17 protein-coding genes and 1 pseudogene are annotated in these 18,306 nt (G+C 73.8%); 10 read left to right on the forward strand and 8 right to left on the reverse strand.

Translation table 11 applies throughout. The features are described from left to right. Nucleotides 1–47 precede the first annotated feature (47 nt). The 3 genes from proC (at nt 48) to AB0B83_RS25030 (ending at nt 2,575) form a co-directional block, all read left to right on the forward strand. Entirely contained in the window at nt 48–866 is an 819-nt protein-coding gene (proC, locus tag AB0B83_RS25020) for a pyrroline-5-carboxylate reductase (RefSeq protein ID WP_327029159.1), read from the forward strand. Nucleotides 867–1,070: 204 nt separating this feature from the next. Then, complete coding sequence (locus tag AB0B83_RS25025; RefSeq protein WP_357580206.1) at nt 1,071–1,679, forward strand: type IV toxin-antitoxin system AbiEi family antitoxin domain-containing protein; 609 nt, start codon at nt 1,071–1,073, stop codon at nt 1,677–1,679. Continuing rightward, complete coding sequence (locus AB0B83_RS25030; RefSeq protein WP_357580207.1) at nt 1,676–2,575, forward strand: nucleotidyl transferase AbiEii/AbiGii toxin family protein; 900 nt, start codon at nt 1,676–1,678, stop codon at nt 2,573–2,575. Before AB0B83_RS25025 ends, AB0B83_RS25030 begins: the two co-directional genes overlap by 4 nt. Nucleotides 2,576–2,665: 90 nt before the next feature. Here the strand turns inward: AB0B83_RS25030 and AB0B83_RS25035 are convergent, their stop codons facing one another. Continuing rightward, a complete protein-coding gene (locus AB0B83_RS25035; protein ID WP_357580208.1) occupies nt 2,666–3,958 on the reverse strand; it encodes a DUF1343 domain-containing protein in 1,293 nt (430 codons plus the stop codon). Between the two features lie 171 nt (nt 3,959–4,129). Between AB0B83_RS25035 and AB0B83_RS25040 the strand changes: the two genes are divergently transcribed. Further along, nucleotides 4,130–4,480: a DUF2203 domain-containing protein gene (locus AB0B83_RS25040; RefSeq protein ID WP_311411580.1), complete on the forward strand. Its 351-nt coding sequence runs from the start codon at nt 4,130–4,132 to the stop codon at nt 4,478–4,480. A gap of 82 nt (nt 4,481–4,562) precedes the next feature. Here the strand turns inward: AB0B83_RS25040 and AB0B83_RS25045 are convergent. Further along, nucleotides 4,563–5,303: pseudogene (locus tag AB0B83_RS25045) on the reverse strand (NADPH-dependent F420 reductase); the annotation flags it as partial. A gap of 295 nt (nt 5,304–5,598) precedes the next feature. Here AB0B83_RS25045 and AB0B83_RS25050 point away from each other — a divergent pair. Continuing rightward, entirely contained in the window at nt 5,599–6,039 is a 441-nt protein-coding gene (locus tag AB0B83_RS25050) for a DUF4259 domain-containing protein (RefSeq protein WP_357580209.1), read from the forward strand. A 10-nt stretch (nt 6,040–6,049) separates the two neighbouring features. Here the strand turns inward: AB0B83_RS25050 and AB0B83_RS25055 are convergent, their stop codons facing one another. Both AB0B83_RS25055 and AB0B83_RS25060 read right to left on the reverse strand, forming a co-directional pair. Then, a complete protein-coding gene (locus AB0B83_RS25055) occupies nt 6,050–6,481 on the reverse strand; it encodes a hypothetical protein (protein ID WP_357580210.1) in 432 nt (143 codons plus the stop codon). A 77-nt stretch (nt 6,482–6,558) separates the two neighbouring features. Next, nucleotides 6,559–7,053: a glutathione peroxidase gene (locus AB0B83_RS25060; protein WP_151454553.1), complete on the reverse strand. Its 495-nt coding sequence runs from the start codon at nt 7,051–7,053 to the stop codon at nt 6,559–6,561. 169 nt (nt 7,054–7,222) lie between these two features. Here AB0B83_RS25060 and AB0B83_RS25065 point away from each other — a divergent pair, with 169 nt between their 5' ends. The 4 genes from AB0B83_RS25065 (at nt 7,223) to AB0B83_RS25080 (ending at nt 12,143) form a co-directional block, all read left to right on the forward strand. Beyond that, entirely contained in the window at nt 7,223–8,848 is a 1,626-nt protein-coding gene (locus AB0B83_RS25065; protein ID WP_357580211.1) for a glycosyl hydrolase family 18 protein, read from the forward strand. A 235-nt stretch (nt 8,849–9,083) separates the two neighbouring features. Further along, on the forward strand, nt 9,084–9,566 hold the full coding sequence (locus AB0B83_RS25070; protein WP_327029149.1) for a hypothetical protein: 483 nt from the start codon (nt 9,084–9,086) through the stop codon (nt 9,564–9,566). Between the two features lie 88 nt (nt 9,567–9,654). Continuing rightward, nucleotides 9,655–11,061 (forward strand): class II 3-deoxy-7-phosphoheptulonate synthase, encoded by a 1,407-nt coding sequence (locus AB0B83_RS25075; protein WP_311411588.1) that lies wholly within the window; start codon nt 9,655–9,657, stop codon nt 11,059–11,061. A gap of 44 nt (nt 11,062–11,105) precedes the next feature. Next, on the forward strand, nt 11,106–12,143 hold the full coding sequence (locus AB0B83_RS25080; RefSeq protein WP_357580212.1) for a GntG family PLP-dependent aldolase: 1,038 nt from the start codon (nt 11,106–11,108) through the stop codon (nt 12,141–12,143). Between the two features lie 19 nt (nt 12,144–12,162). Here AB0B83_RS25080 and AB0B83_RS25085 read toward each other — a convergent pair whose 3' ends face one another. Further along, nucleotides 12,163–13,026 carry a deoxyribonuclease IV gene (locus tag AB0B83_RS25085; RefSeq protein ID WP_357580213.1) on the reverse strand — a complete coding sequence of 288 codons (864 nt, stop codon included), beginning with the start codon at nt 13,024–13,026 and terminating at the stop codon, nt 12,163–12,165. A gap of 2 nt (nt 13,027–13,028) precedes the next feature. Next, complete coding sequence (gene pknB / locus AB0B83_RS25090) at nt 13,029–15,014, reverse strand: Stk1 family PASTA domain-containing Ser/Thr kinase (protein ID WP_357580214.1); 1,986 nt, start codon at nt 15,012–15,014, stop codon at nt 13,029–13,031. A gap of 194 nt (nt 15,015–15,208) precedes the next feature. Here pknB and AB0B83_RS25095 point away from each other — a divergent pair, with 194 nt between their 5' ends. After that, nucleotides 15,209–15,571: an Rv2175c family DNA-binding protein gene (locus tag AB0B83_RS25095; protein WP_311411662.1), complete on the forward strand. Its 363-nt coding sequence runs from the start codon at nt 15,209–15,211 to the stop codon at nt 15,569–15,571. Nucleotides 15,572–15,687: 116 nt separating this feature from the next. Here the strand turns inward: AB0B83_RS25095 and AB0B83_RS25100 are convergent, their stop codons facing one another. Together AB0B83_RS25100 and AB0B83_RS25105 are read right to left on the reverse strand one after the other, a co-directional pair. Beyond that, nucleotides 15,688–16,770: a polyprenyl synthetase family protein gene (locus AB0B83_RS25100; protein WP_357580215.1), complete on the reverse strand. Its 1,083-nt coding sequence runs from the start codon at nt 16,768–16,770 to the stop codon at nt 15,688–15,690. Nucleotides 16,771–16,779: 9 nt separating this feature from the next. Continuing rightward, nucleotides 16,780–18,138, reverse strand: a complete 1,359-nt coding sequence (locus AB0B83_RS25105) for a transcriptional regulator (RefSeq protein WP_357580216.1) — start codon at nt 18,136–18,138, stop codon at nt 16,780–16,782. Nucleotides 18,139–18,306: the final 168 nt, after the last annotated feature.

Here is an 18,306-nt window from a genome sequence, read left to right on the forward strand (position 1 = left end):
GTTTGGCCCGTCGCGACGCCGGTCCACTTCGAGGGGGTACGACGGCGATGGCGGGTTCGGTGCACACGGTCGCGGTCATCGGGGCCGGCAAGATCGGCGAGCTGATGCTCTCCGGGCTGCTGCGGTCGGGCTGGCCGGTCGACCGGCTGCTCGCCACCGCCCGCCGGCCCGCCCGCGCCGAGGAGTTGACCGCCCGCTACGGGATCCGGGTGGTCGACAACCTCACCGCCGTGGCCGAGGCGGAGGTGCTCGCCGTCTCCGTCAAGCCGCAGGACGCGGCGACGCTGCTGGACGAGATCGGGCCGAAGGTGCCCGCCGACAAGCTGGTCATCTCCCTCTGCGCCGGCCTGCCGACCAGCTTCTTCAACCGCCGGCTGCCCGAGGGCACGCCCGTGGTGCGGGTGATGACCAACACCCCGGCCCTGGTCGACCAGGCGATGACGGCGATCTCCGCCGGCGCCCATGCCACCGGCACCCACCTGGCGTTGGCCGAGGAGATGTTCAAGCCGCTGGGTTCGACCGTCCGGGTGCCCGAGTCCCAGCAGGACGCGGTGACCGCGCTCTCCGGCTCCGGGCCGGCGTACTTCTACCTGCTGGTCGAGGCGATGATCGACGCCGGCATCCTGCTCGGCCTGCCCCGGCAGGTCGCGCACGAGCTGATCGTGCAGACCGCCATCGGCTCGGCCGTGATGCTGCGCGACTCCGGCGAGCACCCGGTGAAGCTGCGCGAGGCGGTCACCTCGCCGGCCGGCACCACCATCTCCGCGGTGCGCGAGCTGGAGAAGCACGGCGTACGCGCGGCGCTGCTCGCCGCCCTGGAGGCGGCCCGCGACCGCGCCCGCGAACTGGCCGCCCAGGCCGACTGAGTCGCACCGCCGACAGTCGTCGGCCGTCGGGTCCCGGCGGCGGCGCTGCGCCGCTGGCGTGGGCGGCGGCCCGACCTGGTGGCCCGGCCCAGGTCGCCACCCATACCCTCGCTGGCCCTTCGGAAGTTGGTTCGCAGCACGGCGCGCCGGGAGACAGGCAAGGAAATCCGCTACAGGTGCCCCCGGCCTGTATAGAGTTTCCTTGTGAAGTCGGCGGACGGGTCGGGGGCTGAGAACACGCCGCTGCGTGGGCTCCCGGCGACCTTCACCTATTCCCAAGCCCTCGAAGCCGGCCTTTCGGAGTGGCAGTTGTACCGGCTGCGCGATCGAGGGCTCGTCGAACGTGTCGGCAGAGGTCTCTACCGGCGACCTGATGCCGAGGCGGCGGACATCGATCTCATCGAAGTCGCCAGTCGCGCTCCGTCAGCCACACTATGCCTGGTCACGGCCCTTGCCCGGCACGGTCTTACTGATGAAATTCCCGCTCGCATCGACGTCGCGCTACCTCGCGGGCAGCATCGGCCCGCCACCACGTCGCCGGTCGCCTGGCACTCGTTCGACCCGGCCACGTTCCAGATCGGTCGCACCGAGCTGCGCCTGGATCCGGAGACCTCGATCGGGCTCTACAACCCTGAGCGCAGCATCCTCGATGCCGTCCGCCTGCGGCACCAGGAAGGGCCGGAACTGGCGTACGCGTCGCTGAGGCGCTGGCTGCGGCGGAGCGGCGCATCGCCGTCGGCGCTGCTGACGATGGCTCGGCACTTCCCCAAGGCCGAGCGCCCCCTTCGAGAGGCGCTGGAGATCCTGCTGTGACGACACGCCCGACCCGTTCCACTGTCGCTGGCCGCGCCTATCTCGACCTGCAGAACCTCGCCCGCCGCACGGGTCGTCCCACGGATGAGCTGCACCAGGTCTACGCCCTGGAGGGTTTCCTCGCCCGGGTGACTCAGTCCCCGTACGCGGACAAGCTCGTCCTCAAGGGCGGTGTGCTACTCGCCGCCTACGCCGCCCGGCGGCCCACCCGCGACGTGGATCTTCAAGGTCGATGGATCTCCAACGACACCGACCAGGTGCTCGGCATCGTCCGCCAGATCGCGGCTCTGCACCTCGACGACGGTCTCGTGTTCGACTCGGCGGGCGCAGGCGCCGAGACGATCCGAGACGACGACGTGTACTCCGGAGTCCGCGTCACCCTGGCCGGCACTCTCGCCGCCGCGCGTCTGACCTTCCACGTCGACGTCAACGTGGGCGACCCGATCTGGCCCGATCCGCAGCAGGTCAAGCTGCCGCGTCTGCTCGACGGGGAAATCATCGTCACCGGCTATCCGCTTCCGATGGTGCACGCGGAGAAATTGGTGACGGCACTGCAGCGCGGCGAGGCGAACACCCGTTGGCGCGATTTCGCCGACGTCTACCTGCTGTCGAATCGGCACGATGTCGACGGCGACGACCTGGCGGCGGCGGTGCAGCGGGTCGCTGAATACCGCGAGGTGACGCTTGCGCCGCTGAGTCGCGCGCTCGACGGATATGCGGCGCTGGCGCAACCACGATGGGCGGCTTGGCGCCGTAAACACCGCCTCGACGACCGGCTTCCTCGGGACTTCGGCGAGGTGTTGCAGCGGGTGTCGGGGCTCGCCGACCCCGCGCTGGCCGGAACCTGCCGTGGGCAAACCTGGATCGCGGCGGCCTCGACGTGGACTGGCAGGTGACCGCAGTCGAGGTGGGCGTGCGGATACCGATCCGCAGCTTCCGTTCGGCGTCCGCCGCCCGCGATCCGGGCGACGGACGGCCGGACGTTCCTAGTAGAGCAGGTGGGGCTTGCGCTGCTGGTTGAAGGCCGCCAGCTCGTCGGCCCAGGCGCCGACCACGTCGTCCACGTCGGCGCCCGCGTCGATCATCGTGCGCAGCCGCGGCGACCCGGTGAGCTTGTCGATCCAGTACGGACGCACGGTGTCCCACGAGTCGCGCCGCCACGCGAACGCCTCGTACTTGTGCGCCTCCACCAGCATCGCGACCGCCGTGCGGATCGGGTCGTACTTCGCGCGGTCGACGACCTTGACCTCGACCCCGGCGCAGAGCTTGTTGAGCAGCGCGGGCTTCTGCCCGGCGGACGTCGGCGTGAAGTACGCCTCGCGGAACTCGACGCCGGGCAGCTCGCGGGCGTTGAGCCGGTCGGACCAGTGGTAGTCGAAGTCGTCGGCCAGCCCGCCGATCAGCTCGAACGGCTTGCAGGTGCCCCGGCCCTCGGTGAGCGAGGCGACGCCCTCGAACAGGCCGGTGCCGGGATAGACCAGCGCGGTGTCCGTGGTGGGCATGTTCGGGCTGGGCAGCACCCAGGGCAGGTCGGTGTCGGCGGCCAGCTTGTCGCGCTTCCAGTGCCGGCACTTCACGACGTGCAGGTCGACCTGGCGGCCGGCCTCGGCGGGGAGGAACTCGGCGTTGAAGAACCGGGCCAGCTCGCCGACGGTCATTCCGTGCTGCTGGACGATCTCCTTCAGGCCCACCCCGGAGGTGAAACCGGCGGTCATCATCGGCCCGTAGGCCCGGCCGCCGACCGGGTTCGGCCGGTCCAGCACCACGTACCGCTTGCCGACGCGGGCCGCGGCCATCATCGAGGTGTACATGGTCCAGATGTACGTGTAGAAGCGGGCGCCGACGTCCTGGATGTCGAAGACGACGGTGTCGACGCCGGCCTGGGTGAACATGGTCTCCCACTTGGCCAGCGAGGCGCCGTACGCGTCGTAGACGGTGATCCCGGTGCGGGCGTCGATGCCGGTGCCCTCGCTGCCGCCGGCCTGCGCCGAGCCGCGGAAGCCGTGCTCGGGGCCGAAGGCGGCGGCCAGCCGCACCGTGCCGGAGGCGTGCATCAGGTCGACCAGGTGCCGGTAGGCCGAGTCCACGCCGGTGGGGTTCGAGATCACCCCGACCCGCTGGCCGGCGAGTTCGGCGAAGTCGGACCGGACGAGCACGTCTAGCCCGGTCTCCACGTGGCGGATGCCGGGCGCGGCGTGACCAGCCGCGCCGGGTGCCGTCGCCGCGACCGCGCCCGCGGTCACCGCACCCGCTCCGGCCAGGAACTTCCTTCGCTCCATGTCGACCCTCCCGTCGGTTTGGTCGAAACTTAGCTACACGTTGATGCCCCGTCAAGGAAGGTTAGCTACAAAGCGGGGGTGAACGGGTCCGGCCGGCGGCGCTGTCGGACCTGCCGCCCCGGCGGCGCGTGCTGCGGTCCCACCGGTCGGGCGGTGCTCCATACTGGCCCGGTGTTCACCCTCGCCCAGGCCCGCCACCTGATCGCCACCCTGCGCCCGCGCGTCGACGAGCTGATCCGGCTGCGGGCCGACCTGGCCGAGCTGCGCGTCGACCTGGCCGACCGGGGTGCCAGCCCGCTCGGCGGGCTCGCCGAGGTCAAGGGGCTGGAGGCGCGGCTGCACGCCCTCGTCGAGGAGCTGCACTCCCACGACATCCAGGTCAAGGGGATCGCGCCGGTCCTGCTCGACTTCCCCGGCGAGCGCGACGGCCGGCCGGTGCTCTGGTGCTGGCTGGAGGGGGACACCGACGTGCGCTGGTACCACCGGGTGGAGTGCGGCTTCGCCGGCCGCCGCCCGCTCTGATCCGGCCCGGCCGGCCCGTCGGCTACACCCGCGGCGCGTCAGGCCAGGGACGTGCGGCGGAGCCGGCCGGAGGGGCGATCGCTCAGCGGGTGGCCTCGGTCAGGGCGGCCCGCACCCTGGCGGCGTCGGCCGGCGCCTCGCGCTCCCAGTCCGCCGGGTCGGCCGAGTAGATGGTCCCGTAGGCGGGGGTGTCCGGCTGGTAGCGCCAGCTCTCGGCGAGGGTGCCGGCGTCCACGGCGTCGTAGCCGATCCGGTCGAGGAAGGCGGTGGCCTCCGCCTTCGCGCCCGCGTCGTCGCCGGCGATGGGCAGCGCGCTGCGGTCGTCGGCGCCGGTCGGCCGGGCCAACGCGTGCAGGTGCTTGAAGAAGATGTTGTTGAACACCTTGACCACGCGCGACTGCGGCAGGTGCCGCTGGAGCAGTTCGCTGCTGGTGGTGGAGCCCGAGTCGAGCTCGGGGAACCGGCCGTCCCGCTCCGGGTAGTAGTTGTTGGTGTCCAGCACGAGCTTGTCGGCCAGCGGCTCGACCGGCACGTCCCGGTACGCCTTCAGCGGGATGGTGACGACCACCAGGTCGCCGGCCTCCGCGGCCTCGCTGACCGTGGCCGCCCGGGCGCGCGGGCCCAGTTCCTCGACGAGATCCTTCAGGGTCTCCGGGCCGCGCGAGTTGCTCAGCACCACGTCGTAGCCGGCGGCCACCGCCAGCCGCGCCACCGTGCCGCCGATGTGTCCACTGCCGATCAGTCCCACAGTTGTCATGTCGGTCCCCAACCTCGTTCGCGGCGACGGTATTCCCCACCGGTGTGGTCGACAATTCCGTCTCGTGTCTGGTGTCTGGTGCCTGGCGGGCCGACCGGCCGGCCCGCCGACGAGCGCCGGGCCGGTGTGGGGTCGCCGGCCCGGCGGGGCGGCCCGCGCGGCGTCGGACCAGTCGGTGTCCCCGCCGCGCGCAGTGGCGGTGACGGCCTGCGCCGCCCGCCCAACGTACTGCCGGCCCGAGGGCTGGGGGCGGGCTTCGGGACAACGCCCGTCGGGCGGCCCGCAACGCCGTCGCTGCGGGAACGATGTCGGCCCCGGCGGCTAGCCTGCCTCCACTCGCGACAACGGAACGGGGAGTGCGATGGGCACGTGGGCGGCGGGACCATTCGACAACGACGCTGCGGCGGACTGGTGTGCCGACCTCGACGAGGCGTCGCCGGAGCGGCGGCCCGGACTGGTCGAGCTGGCGCTGCGCGAGGCGGTGCGGGAGGGCGACTTCCTGGGCTCGTGGCCCGGCGCCAAGGCGGTCGCGGCGTCGGCGGTGGTCGCCGCGCACCTTCCCGGCGGCCCGCCGGTCGACTCGGCGTACGCGCCGGACTTCCTCACCGCCGGCGGGCGGCTGACGCTCACCGCGGAGCTGCCGGTGCTGGCCCTGCGGGCGCTGGACCGGGTGCTCGCCGACGGGTCCGAGCTGGCCGAGCTCTGGGAGGAGGCGGGGGAGCTCGACGAGTTCGCCGCCGCGCTCGCCCCGATCCGGGCCGCGCTGGCCAGTCCGACCGGGGCCGCCGTCGTCGGGGGTTGAGGCGCGAGGCTCACGGCCGGCGGGGCCCGGGCGGGATGCGCCGGCTCCGGCCGCCCGGATCGCCGTCGCGCCGGACCGCCACCACCACCCGCTCGACGCGTTCGCCGGTCGTCGGGTCGGTCCAGACGAGCACCACCGGCCCGGCCGTCGCGAGGAGCTCCCGGGCGAACGGCGGCAGGTCCTCGGGCGACATCCGGATGTAGGACGTCGCGTCCTCGAACCGGCCGCGCAGGTGCTCCAGCGTGAAGCGGTCCCGCCCCGCGCCGTCGAGGTGCCCGGGAGCCGGCGGGAGGTGCCGCAGGCGGCCGTGGTCGCGCAGCACGTCGTCGGGCACGGCGGCGTCGAGCACCACCCGACCGGCGTCGAGCGGACGCTGGATGCTGACGTGGTGCTCGGGCGGGACCTGGCCCGGTGTGAGTGCCGGCTGCACCGCGAAGAACATCCCGCCCCCTCCACTCGGACCAGGTGTCGCCGATCGTAGTCCGTTCGGCACACAGCGGCACGGTCGAGGCGGGTGCCTCAGGCGGCCGGGGGCAGCACCTTCTCGATCGCGGCGCGCAGGTCGGCCGAGCCGGGCTCGACGGTGGGCGCGAACCGGGCCGCCACCGTGCCGTCCGGGGCGACGAGGAACTTCTCGAAGTTCCACCGCACGTCGCCGGCGTGGCCCTCCGCGTCGGCCGTGCCGACCAGCGCCGCGTAGAGCGGGTGGCGGCCGGGGCCGTTCACGTCGACCTTCTCGGTCAGCGGGAAGGTGACCCCGTAGTTGACCTGGCAGAAGTCGCTGATCTCGGCGGCGGTGCCCGGCTCCTGGCCGGCGAACTGGTTGCAGGGCACGCCGAGCACCACCAGGCCGCGGTCGGCGTACTCGTCGTGCAGCGCCTGGAGGCCGGCGTACTGCGGGGTGAGGCCGCAGCGCGAGGCGACGTTGACCACCAGCAGCGCGCGTCCGCGGTACCGCGCGAGGTCGGCCGGGCCTCCGGCCAGGGCGTCGATCCGGGTGTCGAAGACAGTCATGGGTGGAGGCTACGTGGCGTCGCCGGGCCGTCGCCCGGGGGAGCGCCCGGAGGGCTGGTCGCGCTCCCAAGGCAAATCGATACATCGACATCTTGACGAATGGATGACGGCGTGAGTAGCGTCTCACCAACAATCTGGAAAGTTTCCTAACTGTTTAGGGAGACGCCGCATGAAGAGATCGCTCCGCCGGGCCCTCTGGGTCGGCGCCGTGATGGCGGTCACCGCCGCCACGGTCCCGATGGCCAGTGCGTTCGGCGCCGGCAGCGTGACCGCCGGCTTCGCCAAGGCGCAGGACTGGGGGACCGGTCACGAGACGCGGGTGACCGTCACCAACGGGACGAGCGCCCCGGTGAGCACCTGGCGCATCGAGTTCGACCTGCCGTCGGGCACCAGCATCAGCAGTTCCTGGGACGCCGACGTCACGCGCACCGGCGACCACTACGTCGCCGTCAAGAAGAGCTGGGCCGGCCCGATCGCGGCAGGCGCCTCGTTCAGCTGGGGCTACAACGGCACCGGCGCGTACAGGGCGCCGCTGAACTGCACGATCAACGGCGCGCCGTGTGGCGGCGGCACCCCGCCCCCCACCACCGCGCCGCCGACCACCACCCCGCCGACCACGGCGCCGCCCACCACCCCGCCGCCGACCACGCCCCCGCCGACCACCCCGCCGCCGGGCCCGGGCGGCAAGAAGGTCGTGGGCTACTTCGCGCAGTGGGGCGTCTACGCCCGCAACTACCACGTGAAGAACATCCACACGAGTGGCTCGGCCGCCAAGCTGACCCACATCCTGTACGCCTTCGGCAACACCACCGGTGGCCGCTGCACCATCGGTGACAGCTACGCCGACTACGAGAAGGCCTACACCGCGGCGGACAGCGTCGACGGCGTCGCCGACACCTGGGACCAGCCGCTGCGCGGCAGCTTCAACCAGCTGCGCAAGCTCAAGAAGATGTACCCGAACCTCAAGGTGATCTGGTCCTTCGGCGGTTGGACCTGGTCGGGCGGCTTCACCCAGGCCGCGCAGAACCCGGCCGCGTTCGCCGAGAGCTGCCACAACCTGGTCGAGGACCCGCGCTGGGCGGACGTCTTCGACGGCATCGACGTCGACTGGGAGTACCCGAACGCCTGTGGGCTCACCTGCGACAGCAGCGGCCCGAACGCCTTCAAGAACGTGGTCAGCGCGCTGCGGTCGAAGTTCGGCTCGTCCGCGCTCGTCACCGCCGCGATCACGGCGGACGGCAGCAACGGCGGCAAGATCGACGCCACCGACTACGCGGGCGCCGCGGCGCACCTCAACTGGATCATGCCGATGACGTACGACTACTTCGGCGCCTTCAACGCGCAGGGCCCCACCGCCCCGCACTCCCCGCTCACCTCGTACGCCGGCATCCCGCAGCAGGGCTTCTGGTCCGACGCGGCGATCCAGAAGCTCAAGAGCAAGGGCATTCCGTCGGACAAGCTGCTGCTCGGCATCGGCTTCTACGGCCGGGGCTGGACCGGCGTGACCCAGGCCGCGCCGGGCGGCACCGCCACCGGGCCCGCCCCGGGCACCTACGAGCAGGGCATCGAGGACTACAAGGTCCTCAAGAACACCTGCCCGGCCACCGGCACGGTCGCGGGTACGGCGTACGCCAAGTGCGGCAACAACTGGTACAGCTACGACACCCCCTCCACGATCAACGGCAAGATGACGTACGCGAAGAACCAGGGCCTCGGTGGCGCGTTCTTCTGGGAGCTCTCCGGTGACACCGGCAACGGCGAGCTGATCGGCGCCATCAAGGGCGGTCTCGGCTGAGCCGAGGGCCGACGCACCACCCACACGGCGGGGAGGGACCGCGCACCGGTCCCTCCCCGCCCGTTGTGTCCGGGCCGACGCGGGGGAGTGTCCCGCGTCGGCCCGGTGGCGTTCGGTGACGGGCACGTCGCGTGCCGGTGACCGGCGGTTCGGGCGCGGCGGCGTCCGGGCACGTGCGTCGATGTGACAGACTCGCCGCTCAACGGGCTCGATGTCCACGGCGACGGAGGTGGCGATGCGCGCGACGCGCGGGAGGCTCGCGGCGGGCGCCGTGCTGCTCGGGACCCTTCCCCTCGTCCTGCTCGGCTGCGGTATCGGCGAGGAGGAGGACCCGGCGACCAAGCCCGGGCGGGCCCCGGCCGAGGAGGCCACCACGAAGTCGCGGGAGCGGGTGCAGGCCTACCTCGACGCGATGACCGCCAAGGACGTCGCGGCCGGGCGCAGCCAGCTCTGCGCCGCCCTCCAGGAGAGCTTCGACGCCGCCGCGACCGGCCCCAACGGCGACTTCGCCGACCACTTCACGGTGCCGCAGGCCGAGATCACCGACATCCGCTCCGGTCCCCGGGGCCAGGAGGTGAGCACGTCGATCTCGGTCGCCGCCGGCTCCCGCACGCTCACCCGGCCGCTGCTGTTCACGGTCACCCGCGACGGCGCCGACTGGTGCATCGCCGCCGAGGCGCCGGGTGGCAACACCCCGGCCCCTGCGGCCACGCCCTGACCCGCCTCCCGGGTGAGCCCGCTCTCACCTGCCGGAACCATCCCCCTCGCCGGTCGGCCGCCGGGCCGCTCGCCGTACGCTTTCTGTCATGCGCCATGAGTGGCATCAGCTGAGCCATCCCGCGGTGGGCAGCCCTGGGCTGCAGACCAGCCGTCCGACCGTCGACTCCGCCGAGGACGCGGCCCTCGGCCTCGACCGCTGGCGGGAGCTGCCGCGCACACAGATCCCGCCGTGGCCGGATCCGGCGGAGGTCGCCGAGGTCTGCAAGGTGCTCGACACGGTGCCCTCGGTGGTGGCGCCCTACGAGGTCGACCAGCTCCGCCAGCGGCTGGCGCTGGTGTGCGAGGGCAAGGCGTTCCTGCTCCAGGGCGGCGACTGCGCGGAGACCTTCGCCGACAACACCGAGAGCCACCTGCTGGCCAACGCCCGCACCCTGCTCCAGATGGCGATCGTGCTCACCTACGGCGCCTCGCTGCCGGTGGTCAAGGTGGCCCGGGTAGCCGGGCAGTACACCAAGCCCCGGTCGCTGCCGACCGACGCGCGCGGGCTGCCCGCCTACCGCGGCGACATGATCAACTCGCTGGAGGCGACGCCGGAGGCCCGGGCCGCCGACCCGCAGCGCATGATCCGGGCGTACGCGAACTCGGCCGCCGCGATGAACATGCTCCGCGCGTACCTGGCCGGCGGGCTGGCCGACCTGCATGCCGTGCACGACTGGAACAAGGGCTTCGTCAAGAACTCCCCTGCCGGCGAGCGCTACGAGGCGATCGCCCGCGAGATCGACCGGGCGCTGGCCTTCATCCGGGCCTGCGGGATGACCGACGACGAGGCGCTGCGCACCGTCACCCTCTACTGCTCGCACGAGGCCCTCGCCCTGGAGTACGACCGGGCGCTGACCCGGGTCTCCGACCGCCGGGCGTACGGCCTGTCCGGGCACTTCCTGTGGATCGGCGAGCGCACCCGGCAGATCGACGGGGCGCACATCGACTTCATCTCCCGCATCGCCAACCCGATCGGCGTGAAGCTCGGCCCGACGACGACCCCGGACGAGGCGATCGAGCTCTGCGAGAAGCTCAACCCGGAGAACGTCCCCGGCCGGCTCACCCTGATCAGCCGGATGGGCAACCACCGGGTCCGCGACGCCCTGCCGCCGATCGTGGCGAAGGTGACGGCCGCCGGCGCCAAGGTGGTCTGGCAGTGCGACCCGATGCACGGCAACACGCACGAGTCGTCCAACGGCTACAAGACCCGGCACTTCGACCGCATCGTCGACGAGGTGCTCGGCTACTTCGAGGTGCACCGGGGCCTGGAGACCCACCCGGGCGGCCTGCACGTGGAGCTGACCGGTGAGGACGTCACCGAGTGCCTCGGCGGTGCCCAGGGCATCGAGGACCTCGACCTGCCCGGCCGCTACGAGACCGCCTGCGACCCGCGACTGAACACCCAGCAGTCGCTGGAGCTGGCCTTCCTCGTGGCGGAGATGCTCCGTGGCTGACGCGAGGAGTGAGCTTGCGAGCCCCGCAGTCGGCAGCCGGAGGGATGACAGTGGCTGACGTTTTCGTCGATCTTCGTTCGGACACCGTGACCCGGCCCACGCCGGGGATGCGGGAGGCGATGGCCACCGCCGACGTCGGTGACGACGTCTACGGCGAGGACCCGACCGTCAACGCGCTGGAGGCCGAGGTCGCCGCGCTGTTCGGGCACGAGGCGGCGCTGTTCGCCCCGAGCGGGTCGATGGCCAACCAGATCGCCCTGCAACTGGTGGTGCCGCCGGGCGACGAACTGCTCTGCGACGCCGACGCGCACGTGGTGACGTACGAGATCGGGGCCGCTGCGGCGTACGGTGGCATCTCCTCGCGGACCTGGTCACCGGTGGGCGCGGCCATCGACCCGGACGTCGTCGCCGCGATGGTCCGTCCCGAGGGCTACCACGCGGTCCCCACCCGGGCGATCGCCGTCGAGCAGACCCACAACCGCGGCGGTGGCGGGGTGATCCCGCTGGCCACCCTGCGCGAGCTGCGCCGGGTAGCCGACGACGCGGGCGTGGCCCTGCACTGCGACGGGGCCCGGATCTGGCACGCGCACGTCGCCGACGGCGTGCCGCTGGCCGGGTACGGCGCCCTCTTCGACACCCTGTCGGTCTGCCTCTCCAAGGGGCTCGGCGCGCCGGTCGGCTCGCTGGTCGTCGGCAGCGCCGACAAGATCGCGCGGGCCCGGGTGATCCGCAAGCGGATGGGCGGCGGGATACGGCAGGCGGGCATCCTGGCCGCCGCCGGCCGGTACGCGCTGGCTCACCACGTCGACCGGCTCGCCGCCGACCACGCGAAGGCGGCCCGGCTCGCCGAGGCGATCGCCCCGTTCGGGGTGCTGGCCACGACAGTCCGGACCAACCTGGTGCCGCTGGACCTGACCAAGGCGCCGCTGGACGCGCACGCCCTGGCCGCCGCCGCCCGCGCCGAGGGCGTCCTGGTCTCGGTGCTCGGCCCCCGCACCGCCCGCCTGGTCACCCACCTGGACGTCGACGACGCCGGCATCGACCGCGCCGTCGAGGTCCTCACCCGCGTCCTGCGGGGCTGACCGCCCCGCCGGCCCCGCGTCAGGGGTGCAGGCGCCTGAGGGTGGCGATGTCGGCGGCGTGGCCGACGTGCTTCTCCGTCGGCGTTTCCACCACGACCGGGACGCCGGCGGTGGCCGGATGCGCCATCAGCTCGGCGAACGCCGGCTCGCCGATGGTGCCCTTGCCGATGTTCTCGTGCCGGTCCCGGGTGGAGCCGCAGAGGTCCTTCGAGTCGTTCGCGTGCACCAGCCGGAGCCGGTCGGCCCCGACCGTCGCCACGAGCGTGTCCAGCGTCGCGGTCATGCCGCCCTCGGCGGCCAGGTCGTGCCCCGCCGCCCAGGCGTGGCACGTGTCGAAGCAGACCCCGAGCCAGGGGTGCCGTTCCACCGCGTCGAGGTAGGGCCCGAGCTGCTCCACGCGGGAGGCGAGCGAGCGACCGCCGCCCGCGCTCGGCTCGACCAGCAGCCGCGGGCCGTCCGCTGCCGCCGCCTCGTCGAGCAGCGGCAGCAGCGTCTCGCGTACCTGCCGCATGGCGGCCTCGGCGTACCCCTCGTCGACCGCGCTGCCGGCGTGGAAGACCACGCCCTCGGCGCCGATCGCCCGGCCCCGGCGCAGCGCGTGGGCGAGCGTCTCGGCAGACCGCTCGACCGTGTTGGCGGTGGGGGAACCGAGGTTGACCAGCAGGGACGCGTGGATGAAGACGGGCACGCCCCGCTCGCCGCAGCCGTCGCGGAACGCCACGTCCTGGGCCGGGTCGCCGGCCGGCAGCGCCCAGCCCCGCGAGTTGGACACGTAGACCTGCACGACCCGCGAGCCGGCCGCGTCGGCGTACGGCAGGGCGGCCCTCGCCAGGCCGCCGGAGGTGGGCGTGTGCGAGCCGACCAGCCGCTGCGGTGCCGGCATCGCTACATGCATCCGAGGGTGACCGGGGTGGCCGGCGGCACCTGCGTGTTCTCCGGCGGGTTCTGGAACCGGGTGATGCCGTTCGGGTTGAACTGGATCGCCACCGGGAAGCCCTGGCTCTCCAGGAGCTGCTTGGCCTGCTGGCAGGGCAGGTCGATGACCCGGGGCACGGCGACCAGCGGCGGGCCCTTGCTGAGTTCCAGCTTGACCTTCGCTCCCCGCTCCACCCCGGTGCCGTCGGCCGGGCTCTGCCCGAGGATCTCGTCCTTGGGCTTGTCGGAGTCCTTGTAGGTGGGCTCCACCAGCTCCAGGCCCAGCTGGGCGAGGATCGTCTTGGCCTCACCCAGGCTCTTGCCGACCAGGTTGGGCACGGAGATCGGGGCCTTGCCCTTGCTGAGGACGACCGTGATCTTGTCGCCCGGCTTCACCTCGGCGCCGACCTTCGGGTTGGTCTCCAACACGACGCCCGCGGGCAGGTTGTCGTCGTAGCGGGCGGTGCCCTTCGCCACCACCAGCTTCGCGTCGAGCAGGTCCGCCTCGGCCAGCTCGAACTCCTTGCCCACCACGTCGGGCACCGGGAAACGCTCCGGCCCCAGCGAGAGGGTCAGCGTGATCGTGCCGCCCTTGACGATCCGGGTGGCCGAGGCCGGGTCCTGCGCCAGGACGGCGTCCTTCGGGACCTTCTCGTCGTAGCGCGGATCGGCGTAGCTGAGGACGACCCCGACGCGGGCGGCCTGCGCCTCCGCCTCGGCCTTGGTCATCGCCACCAGCTGCGGAGCCTCCGTGTAGCGTCCGGCCGCCAGCCACCAGCCGCCGCCGGCGACCAGCAGGACCAGCACCACCGCGGCGGCGATGACGGCCCGGCGGCCGCGCGGGTCGCCCATCACCCGGGTGCGCAGCGCGGACAGCCGCGACCACAGGCCCTCGCCCTCGTCGGGCTCGGCCCGGCGACGGCCCGCCCGGGGGGCGGCGCCCTCGGGCAGCCGGGCCCAGGAGGGCCGCTGGGCCGGCTGGACCGCCGCGACCATCATGGTCGGCCCGGCCATCGGCTCGTCGGACACCCGGCGCAACACGGCGGTACGCGTGTTCGCGTCGCCCAGGTCGTCCCGGACCGCCTGCACCTCGGCCAGCAACGCGCCGGCGTCGGTCGGCCGGGCGCCCGGATCACGCCGGGTGGCCCGGGCGACCAGTTCGTCGAGCGCCCTGGGCAGGCCGGGCACCAGGGTCGACGGCGTCGGGACGTCGTTGTCGACGTGCTGCCAGGCGACGTCGACCGGACGGTCCCCGTCGTAGGGCACCCGGCCGGTGAGCATCTCGAACAGCACGATGCCGGCGGAGTAGACGTCGGTGCGGGGGTCGGCGTGCCCGTCGGTGACCAGCTCCGGGGCCACGTACGCGACCGTGGCCATCAACTGGTTGCCGTTCTCCTCGTCGGCGCTCGCCTCGACCGCCTGGGCCAGCCCGAAGTCGGCGACCTTGACGACACTGTCGACCAGGTTGGCCGCGCCGCCGGTGGGGGCCTCGGCGACCAGCACGTTCTCCGGCTTCACGTCGCGGTGCACAAGCCCCGCCCGGTGCGCGGCGGCGATCGCGGCGAGCATCTGCTCGGCGATGGCCAGCGCCTCGTCGGGGTTGAGTCGGCGCCGCTCGGCGAGCACGTCGCGCAGGGTGCGACCGCGGACGTACTCCATCACGAGGTAGGGCAGGCCCGAGTGTCTGCCCTGGTCGTAGACGGCGACGACGTTGGGGTGGGTCAGCCGGGCGATGGTCTTCGCCTCGTCGGTGAACCGCTCCACGAAGCCCGCCGTCCGCGCCCCTGGTGCCGGGGCCTGGGACGGGTGAATGATCTTGAGTGCGACGGTGCGCTCGAGGCGTTCGTCGGTGGCGGTGTACACGGTCGCCATGCCGCCACGGGCCACGCGACCGCGGATGCGGTAGCGCCCGTCGATCAGCGAGCCCAGCAACGTGTCGGCGACCTGTGTGTCCATCGGCAGGGAGTCTATGTGTCCAGGGGGTGAAGGTTGAACAGGATGCTACAGATGGGGTGCGACCAGGACTGCCCCGCCGCGTTCGCTTCCCCCGTCGGCCCTGCTCAGCCGGCTCGTGGGGGTGCCGTTGACCCCGACCGGGCGGGGCATGGCAGGGTGGTCCGGTGACCGACTCAGTACCCGCCGACCGGGCCGTGCCCGGCCCCGAATCCGCCGGCCCCGCCGACGCCGCCGACTGGCTGACCCTGCCGGACGTGGCCGAGCGCCTCGACGTGTCGATCAGCAAGGTCCACCAGATGATCCGGGACCGGGAGCTGATCGCGGTACGCCGCGACGGCGTCCGCCGGATACCGGCCGACCTGGTGGCCAACCAGACGGTGCTGAAGCACCTGCCCGGCGTGCTCAACCTGCTGGCCGACGGGGGCTACGACGACGAGGGTGCGCTGCGCTGGCTCTACGAGCCGGACGACACCCTGCCGGGCGGCGCCCCCGCGAAGGCGCTCGCCGGCGACCAGGCCCGCGAGGTGAAGCGCCGGGCCCAGGCCCTGGGCTTCTGACCCCGCTCCCGCGCGGGTGGACGTCGGCTCCCCGGCGCCGTCCCTCCTCCCGACGCCGGTCCGGGCCGACCGGGGTAGCCGTCAGCCGGGGCGGCGCGGGTGGGCCGGTCAGCGGGTCAGTCGGCGCGGCGGGTGGCGGCGATGGCCAGGTCGACCAGGGCCTGCCGGGCCTCGGTGTCCAGGTCGACGGCGGCCAGCGCCGCCAACGCGGTGTCGGTCAGCACACCGATCCGCTGCTCCGTACGCGCCAGCGCCCCGCTGCCGTCGATCAGCTCGCGCAGCCGGGTGACCCCGGACTCGTCCAGCCCGGGATCGCCGAGCCCGCCGAGCAGCAGTTCCCGGCCCGCCCCGTCGGTCGTCTCCAGGGCTGCCGCCACCAGGTAGGTCCGCTTGCCCTCACGTAGGTCGTCGCCGGCCGGCTTGCCGGTCTGGGCGGGATCGCCGAAGACCCCCAGCACATCGTCGCGGAGCTGGAACGCCTCGCCCAGCGGCAGCCCGTACGCGGAGTACGCCGCCCGGACCTCCGCCGGCGCGTCGGCCAGCGCGGCGCCGAGCAGCAGCGGCCGTTCGACCGTGTACTTCGCCGACTTGTAGCGGGCGACCTTGCCGGCCCGCTCCACCGAGGTGTCCCCGGTGACCTGGGTCAGCACGTCGAGGTACTGGCCGACGGTGACCTCGGTGCGCATGGCGTCGAAGACCGGCCGGGCCCGGGCCACCGTGCGCGGGTCCAGCCCGGCGGAGTGCAGCAGGGCGTCGGACCACACCAGGGACAGGTCGCCCAGCAGGATCGCCGCCGAGTCGCCGAAGCCGTCCGCGTCGCCGCCCCAGCCGGACGCCCGGTGCCGGGCCGCGAACCGCCGGTGCACCGCCGGCTCGCCGCGCCGGGTGTCGGAGCGGTCCATCAGGTCGTCGTGGATGAGCGCGCTGGCCTGCACGAACTCCAACGCGGCCAGGGCGGTGACCACCTGGTCGGTGTCCACCCCGCCGGCTCCCCGGAACCCCCAGTAGGCGAACGCCGGGCGCAGTCGCTTGCCGCCGCCGAGGACGAACGCCTCGATCGCCTCGGCGAGCGGAGCCAGGGCGTCGTCGACCCCGGCCATCCAGGCGCGCTGGCTCGCCAGGAACTCGGTCAGGGCCTTGTCGATCCGTTGGCGCAGCCCGGCGCGGTCGACGGGGGAAACAGGAGCAGCGTGGGTCACGCCACGACGCTAGCCGGTCGAGGTCGACCCCGTCGCGGCACCGGGGGGCCGACGCGCCGCACGCCACGTGGGAGCCCGCCGGCCGGCCGGCCCAGGTGGCGGCCCCGGACGGGGCAGGTACGGAGCCGCCGAGGCGGCGAGCGCCCGGTAGCGCCGGACGGCCGGCTCGTCGCCGTGCCCGGCCAGCCGTCGGCGTACCTCGGTCAGTTGGCCCAGCGCGCGGGGCGATCCGGCGCGGACCGCGTCGAGCAGCGCCTCGCCGGCCACCGCGCAGGCCCGCTCCACCTCGCCGAGTTGCAGGTAGCCCCGGGCCAGCCAGCCGCCGTAGATCGCGGAGGTGCGGGGGCCGCGCCGCCGGACGGCGTGCAGGGGCGCCTCGGCCGGGAGCGGTCGGCCCAGAGCGACCAGCGCGCGCCCGGTCATCGCCGCCAACTCCGGCCCGTCGAGCCAGTAGAGCCACGGCGGCTCCCGGCCCGGCTCCGGCGCGTCGGTCACCCGGCGGGCCGCGTCGAGCGCCTGCCGGGCCGCCCCCGCCCGGCCGCCGAGCGCCGCGGCCAGGGCCACCCGGTGCAGCAGCAGGGCACGCAGGCCGGGGCTGGCCGACCGCCGTGCCCCCGCGTACGCGGTGCGGGCCAGCACCAGCGCGCCCTCCGGGTCGCCGACGCCGGTGAGCAGGTGGCTGGCCGAGCCGAGCACGTGCCCGGCGAGCGACGGGTCGCCGGCCGTCGAGGCGGCGCGCAGTGCCAGCCGGTACGCGTCCAGGGCGCCGGCGGCGTCCCCCGCGTCCGCGGCGAGCCAACCGGCGAGCTGGGCGGACTCGGCCAGCTCGGGCAGCAGCCGGGGGCGTGCGGAGGGGACGCATCCGGACAGCGCCCGCACCGCCCGCCCCAGCCGGTACGCCCCGAGCCCGGCCAGGTCGGCCCCGCCGACGAGGTCGTCGAGCCGGCGCAGCTCCGCCAGCCGTACCGGCCCCGCGCCGTCGCCCCGGACGGCGGGCCGGGTGAGCGTGCCGGGCAGCAGCACGGCGCGCGGGTCGGCGAGCCAGCGCTGGGCCAGGGCGAGCAGCGCCGCCCGGGGCCGGGACCCGCCGAAGGCCGGCGGCGGACCGAGGCTGCGGGTGCGGGCGGCGGCGGTGGTCAGCAGGTCGGCCGGCACCGCGAGGACCACGGCGAGCCAGCCCAGCCAGAAGTCGCCGGGGAGGCGCAACTGCCGCTCCCACCGGGAGACCTCGTGCCGGCTGAGGGTGGGCACACCGGACGCGGCGCAGAGCTCGGCCGCGACCCGTAGCTGGCTCCAGCCCCGGGCCAGCCGGAGCTGGGCGAGCAGCGGCCCGAGCAGTTGCGGGCCGGGCGGCGGGGGCGGCGTCATCGGTCCTCCGGGACGGTGTCGGCGTGGCGGCGGCGCGTACCCCGAACGGGACCGTGCGCCACCGGTGGATGCTGACCCCCGCGCGTGCCCCCGGCGGGTCGGCCTCCGGCCGGGCCCACCCCGCGCAACCCCATGACTACTCCGGGGGTACGACGCTTTCCGGCCCCC

Source organism: Micromonospora sp. NPDC049060 (assembly GCF_040649055.1).
Lineage (GTDB): Bacteria > Actinomycetota > Actinomycetes > Mycobacteriales > Micromonosporaceae > Micromonospora > Micromonospora reichwaldensis.

Coding starts and splice junctions, on each gene's coding strand:
- proC (WP_327029159.1), top strand. CDS start 48: ATGGCGGGTTCGGTGCACACGGTCGCGGTCATCGGGGCCGGCAAGATC.
- AB0B83_RS25035 (WP_357580208.1), bottom strand. CDS start 3,958: ATGGAGCGAAGGAAGTTCCTGGCCGGAGCGGGTGCGGTGACCGCGGGC.
- AB0B83_RS25050 (WP_357580209.1), top strand. CDS start 5,599: ATGGGCACGTGGGCGGCGGGACCATTCGACAACGACGCTGCGGCGGAC.
- AB0B83_RS25055 (WP_357580210.1), bottom strand. CDS start 6,481: ATGTTCTTCGCGGTGCAGCCGGCACTCACACCGGGCCAGGTCCCGCCC.
- AB0B83_RS25060 (WP_151454553.1), bottom strand. CDS start 7,053: ATGACTGTCTTCGACACCCGGATCGACGCCCTGGCCGGAGGCCCGGCC.
- AB0B83_RS25065 (WP_357580211.1), top strand. CDS start 7,223: ATGAAGAGATCGCTCCGCCGGGCCCTCTGGGTCGGCGCCGTGATGGCG.
- AB0B83_RS25070 (WP_327029149.1), top strand. CDS start 9,084: ATGCGCGCGACGCGCGGGAGGCTCGCGGCGGGCGCCGTGCTGCTCGGG.
- AB0B83_RS25075 (WP_311411588.1), top strand. CDS start 9,655: ATGCGCCATGAGTGGCATCAGCTGAGCCATCCCGCGGTGGGCAGCCCT.
- AB0B83_RS25080 (WP_357580212.1), top strand. CDS start 11,106: ATGACAGTGGCTGACGTTTTCGTCGATCTTCGTTCGGACACCGTGACC.
- AB0B83_RS25085 (WP_357580213.1), bottom strand. CDS start 13,026: ATGCCGGCACCGCAGCGGCTGGTCGGCTCGCACACGCCCACCTCCGGC.
- pknB (WP_357580214.1), bottom strand. CDS start 15,014: ATGGACACACAGGTCGCCGACACGTTGCTGGGCTCGCTGATCGACGGG.
- AB0B83_RS25105 (WP_357580216.1), bottom strand. CDS start 18,138: ATGACGCCGCCCCCGCCGCCCGGCCCGCAACTGCTCGGGCCGCTGCTC.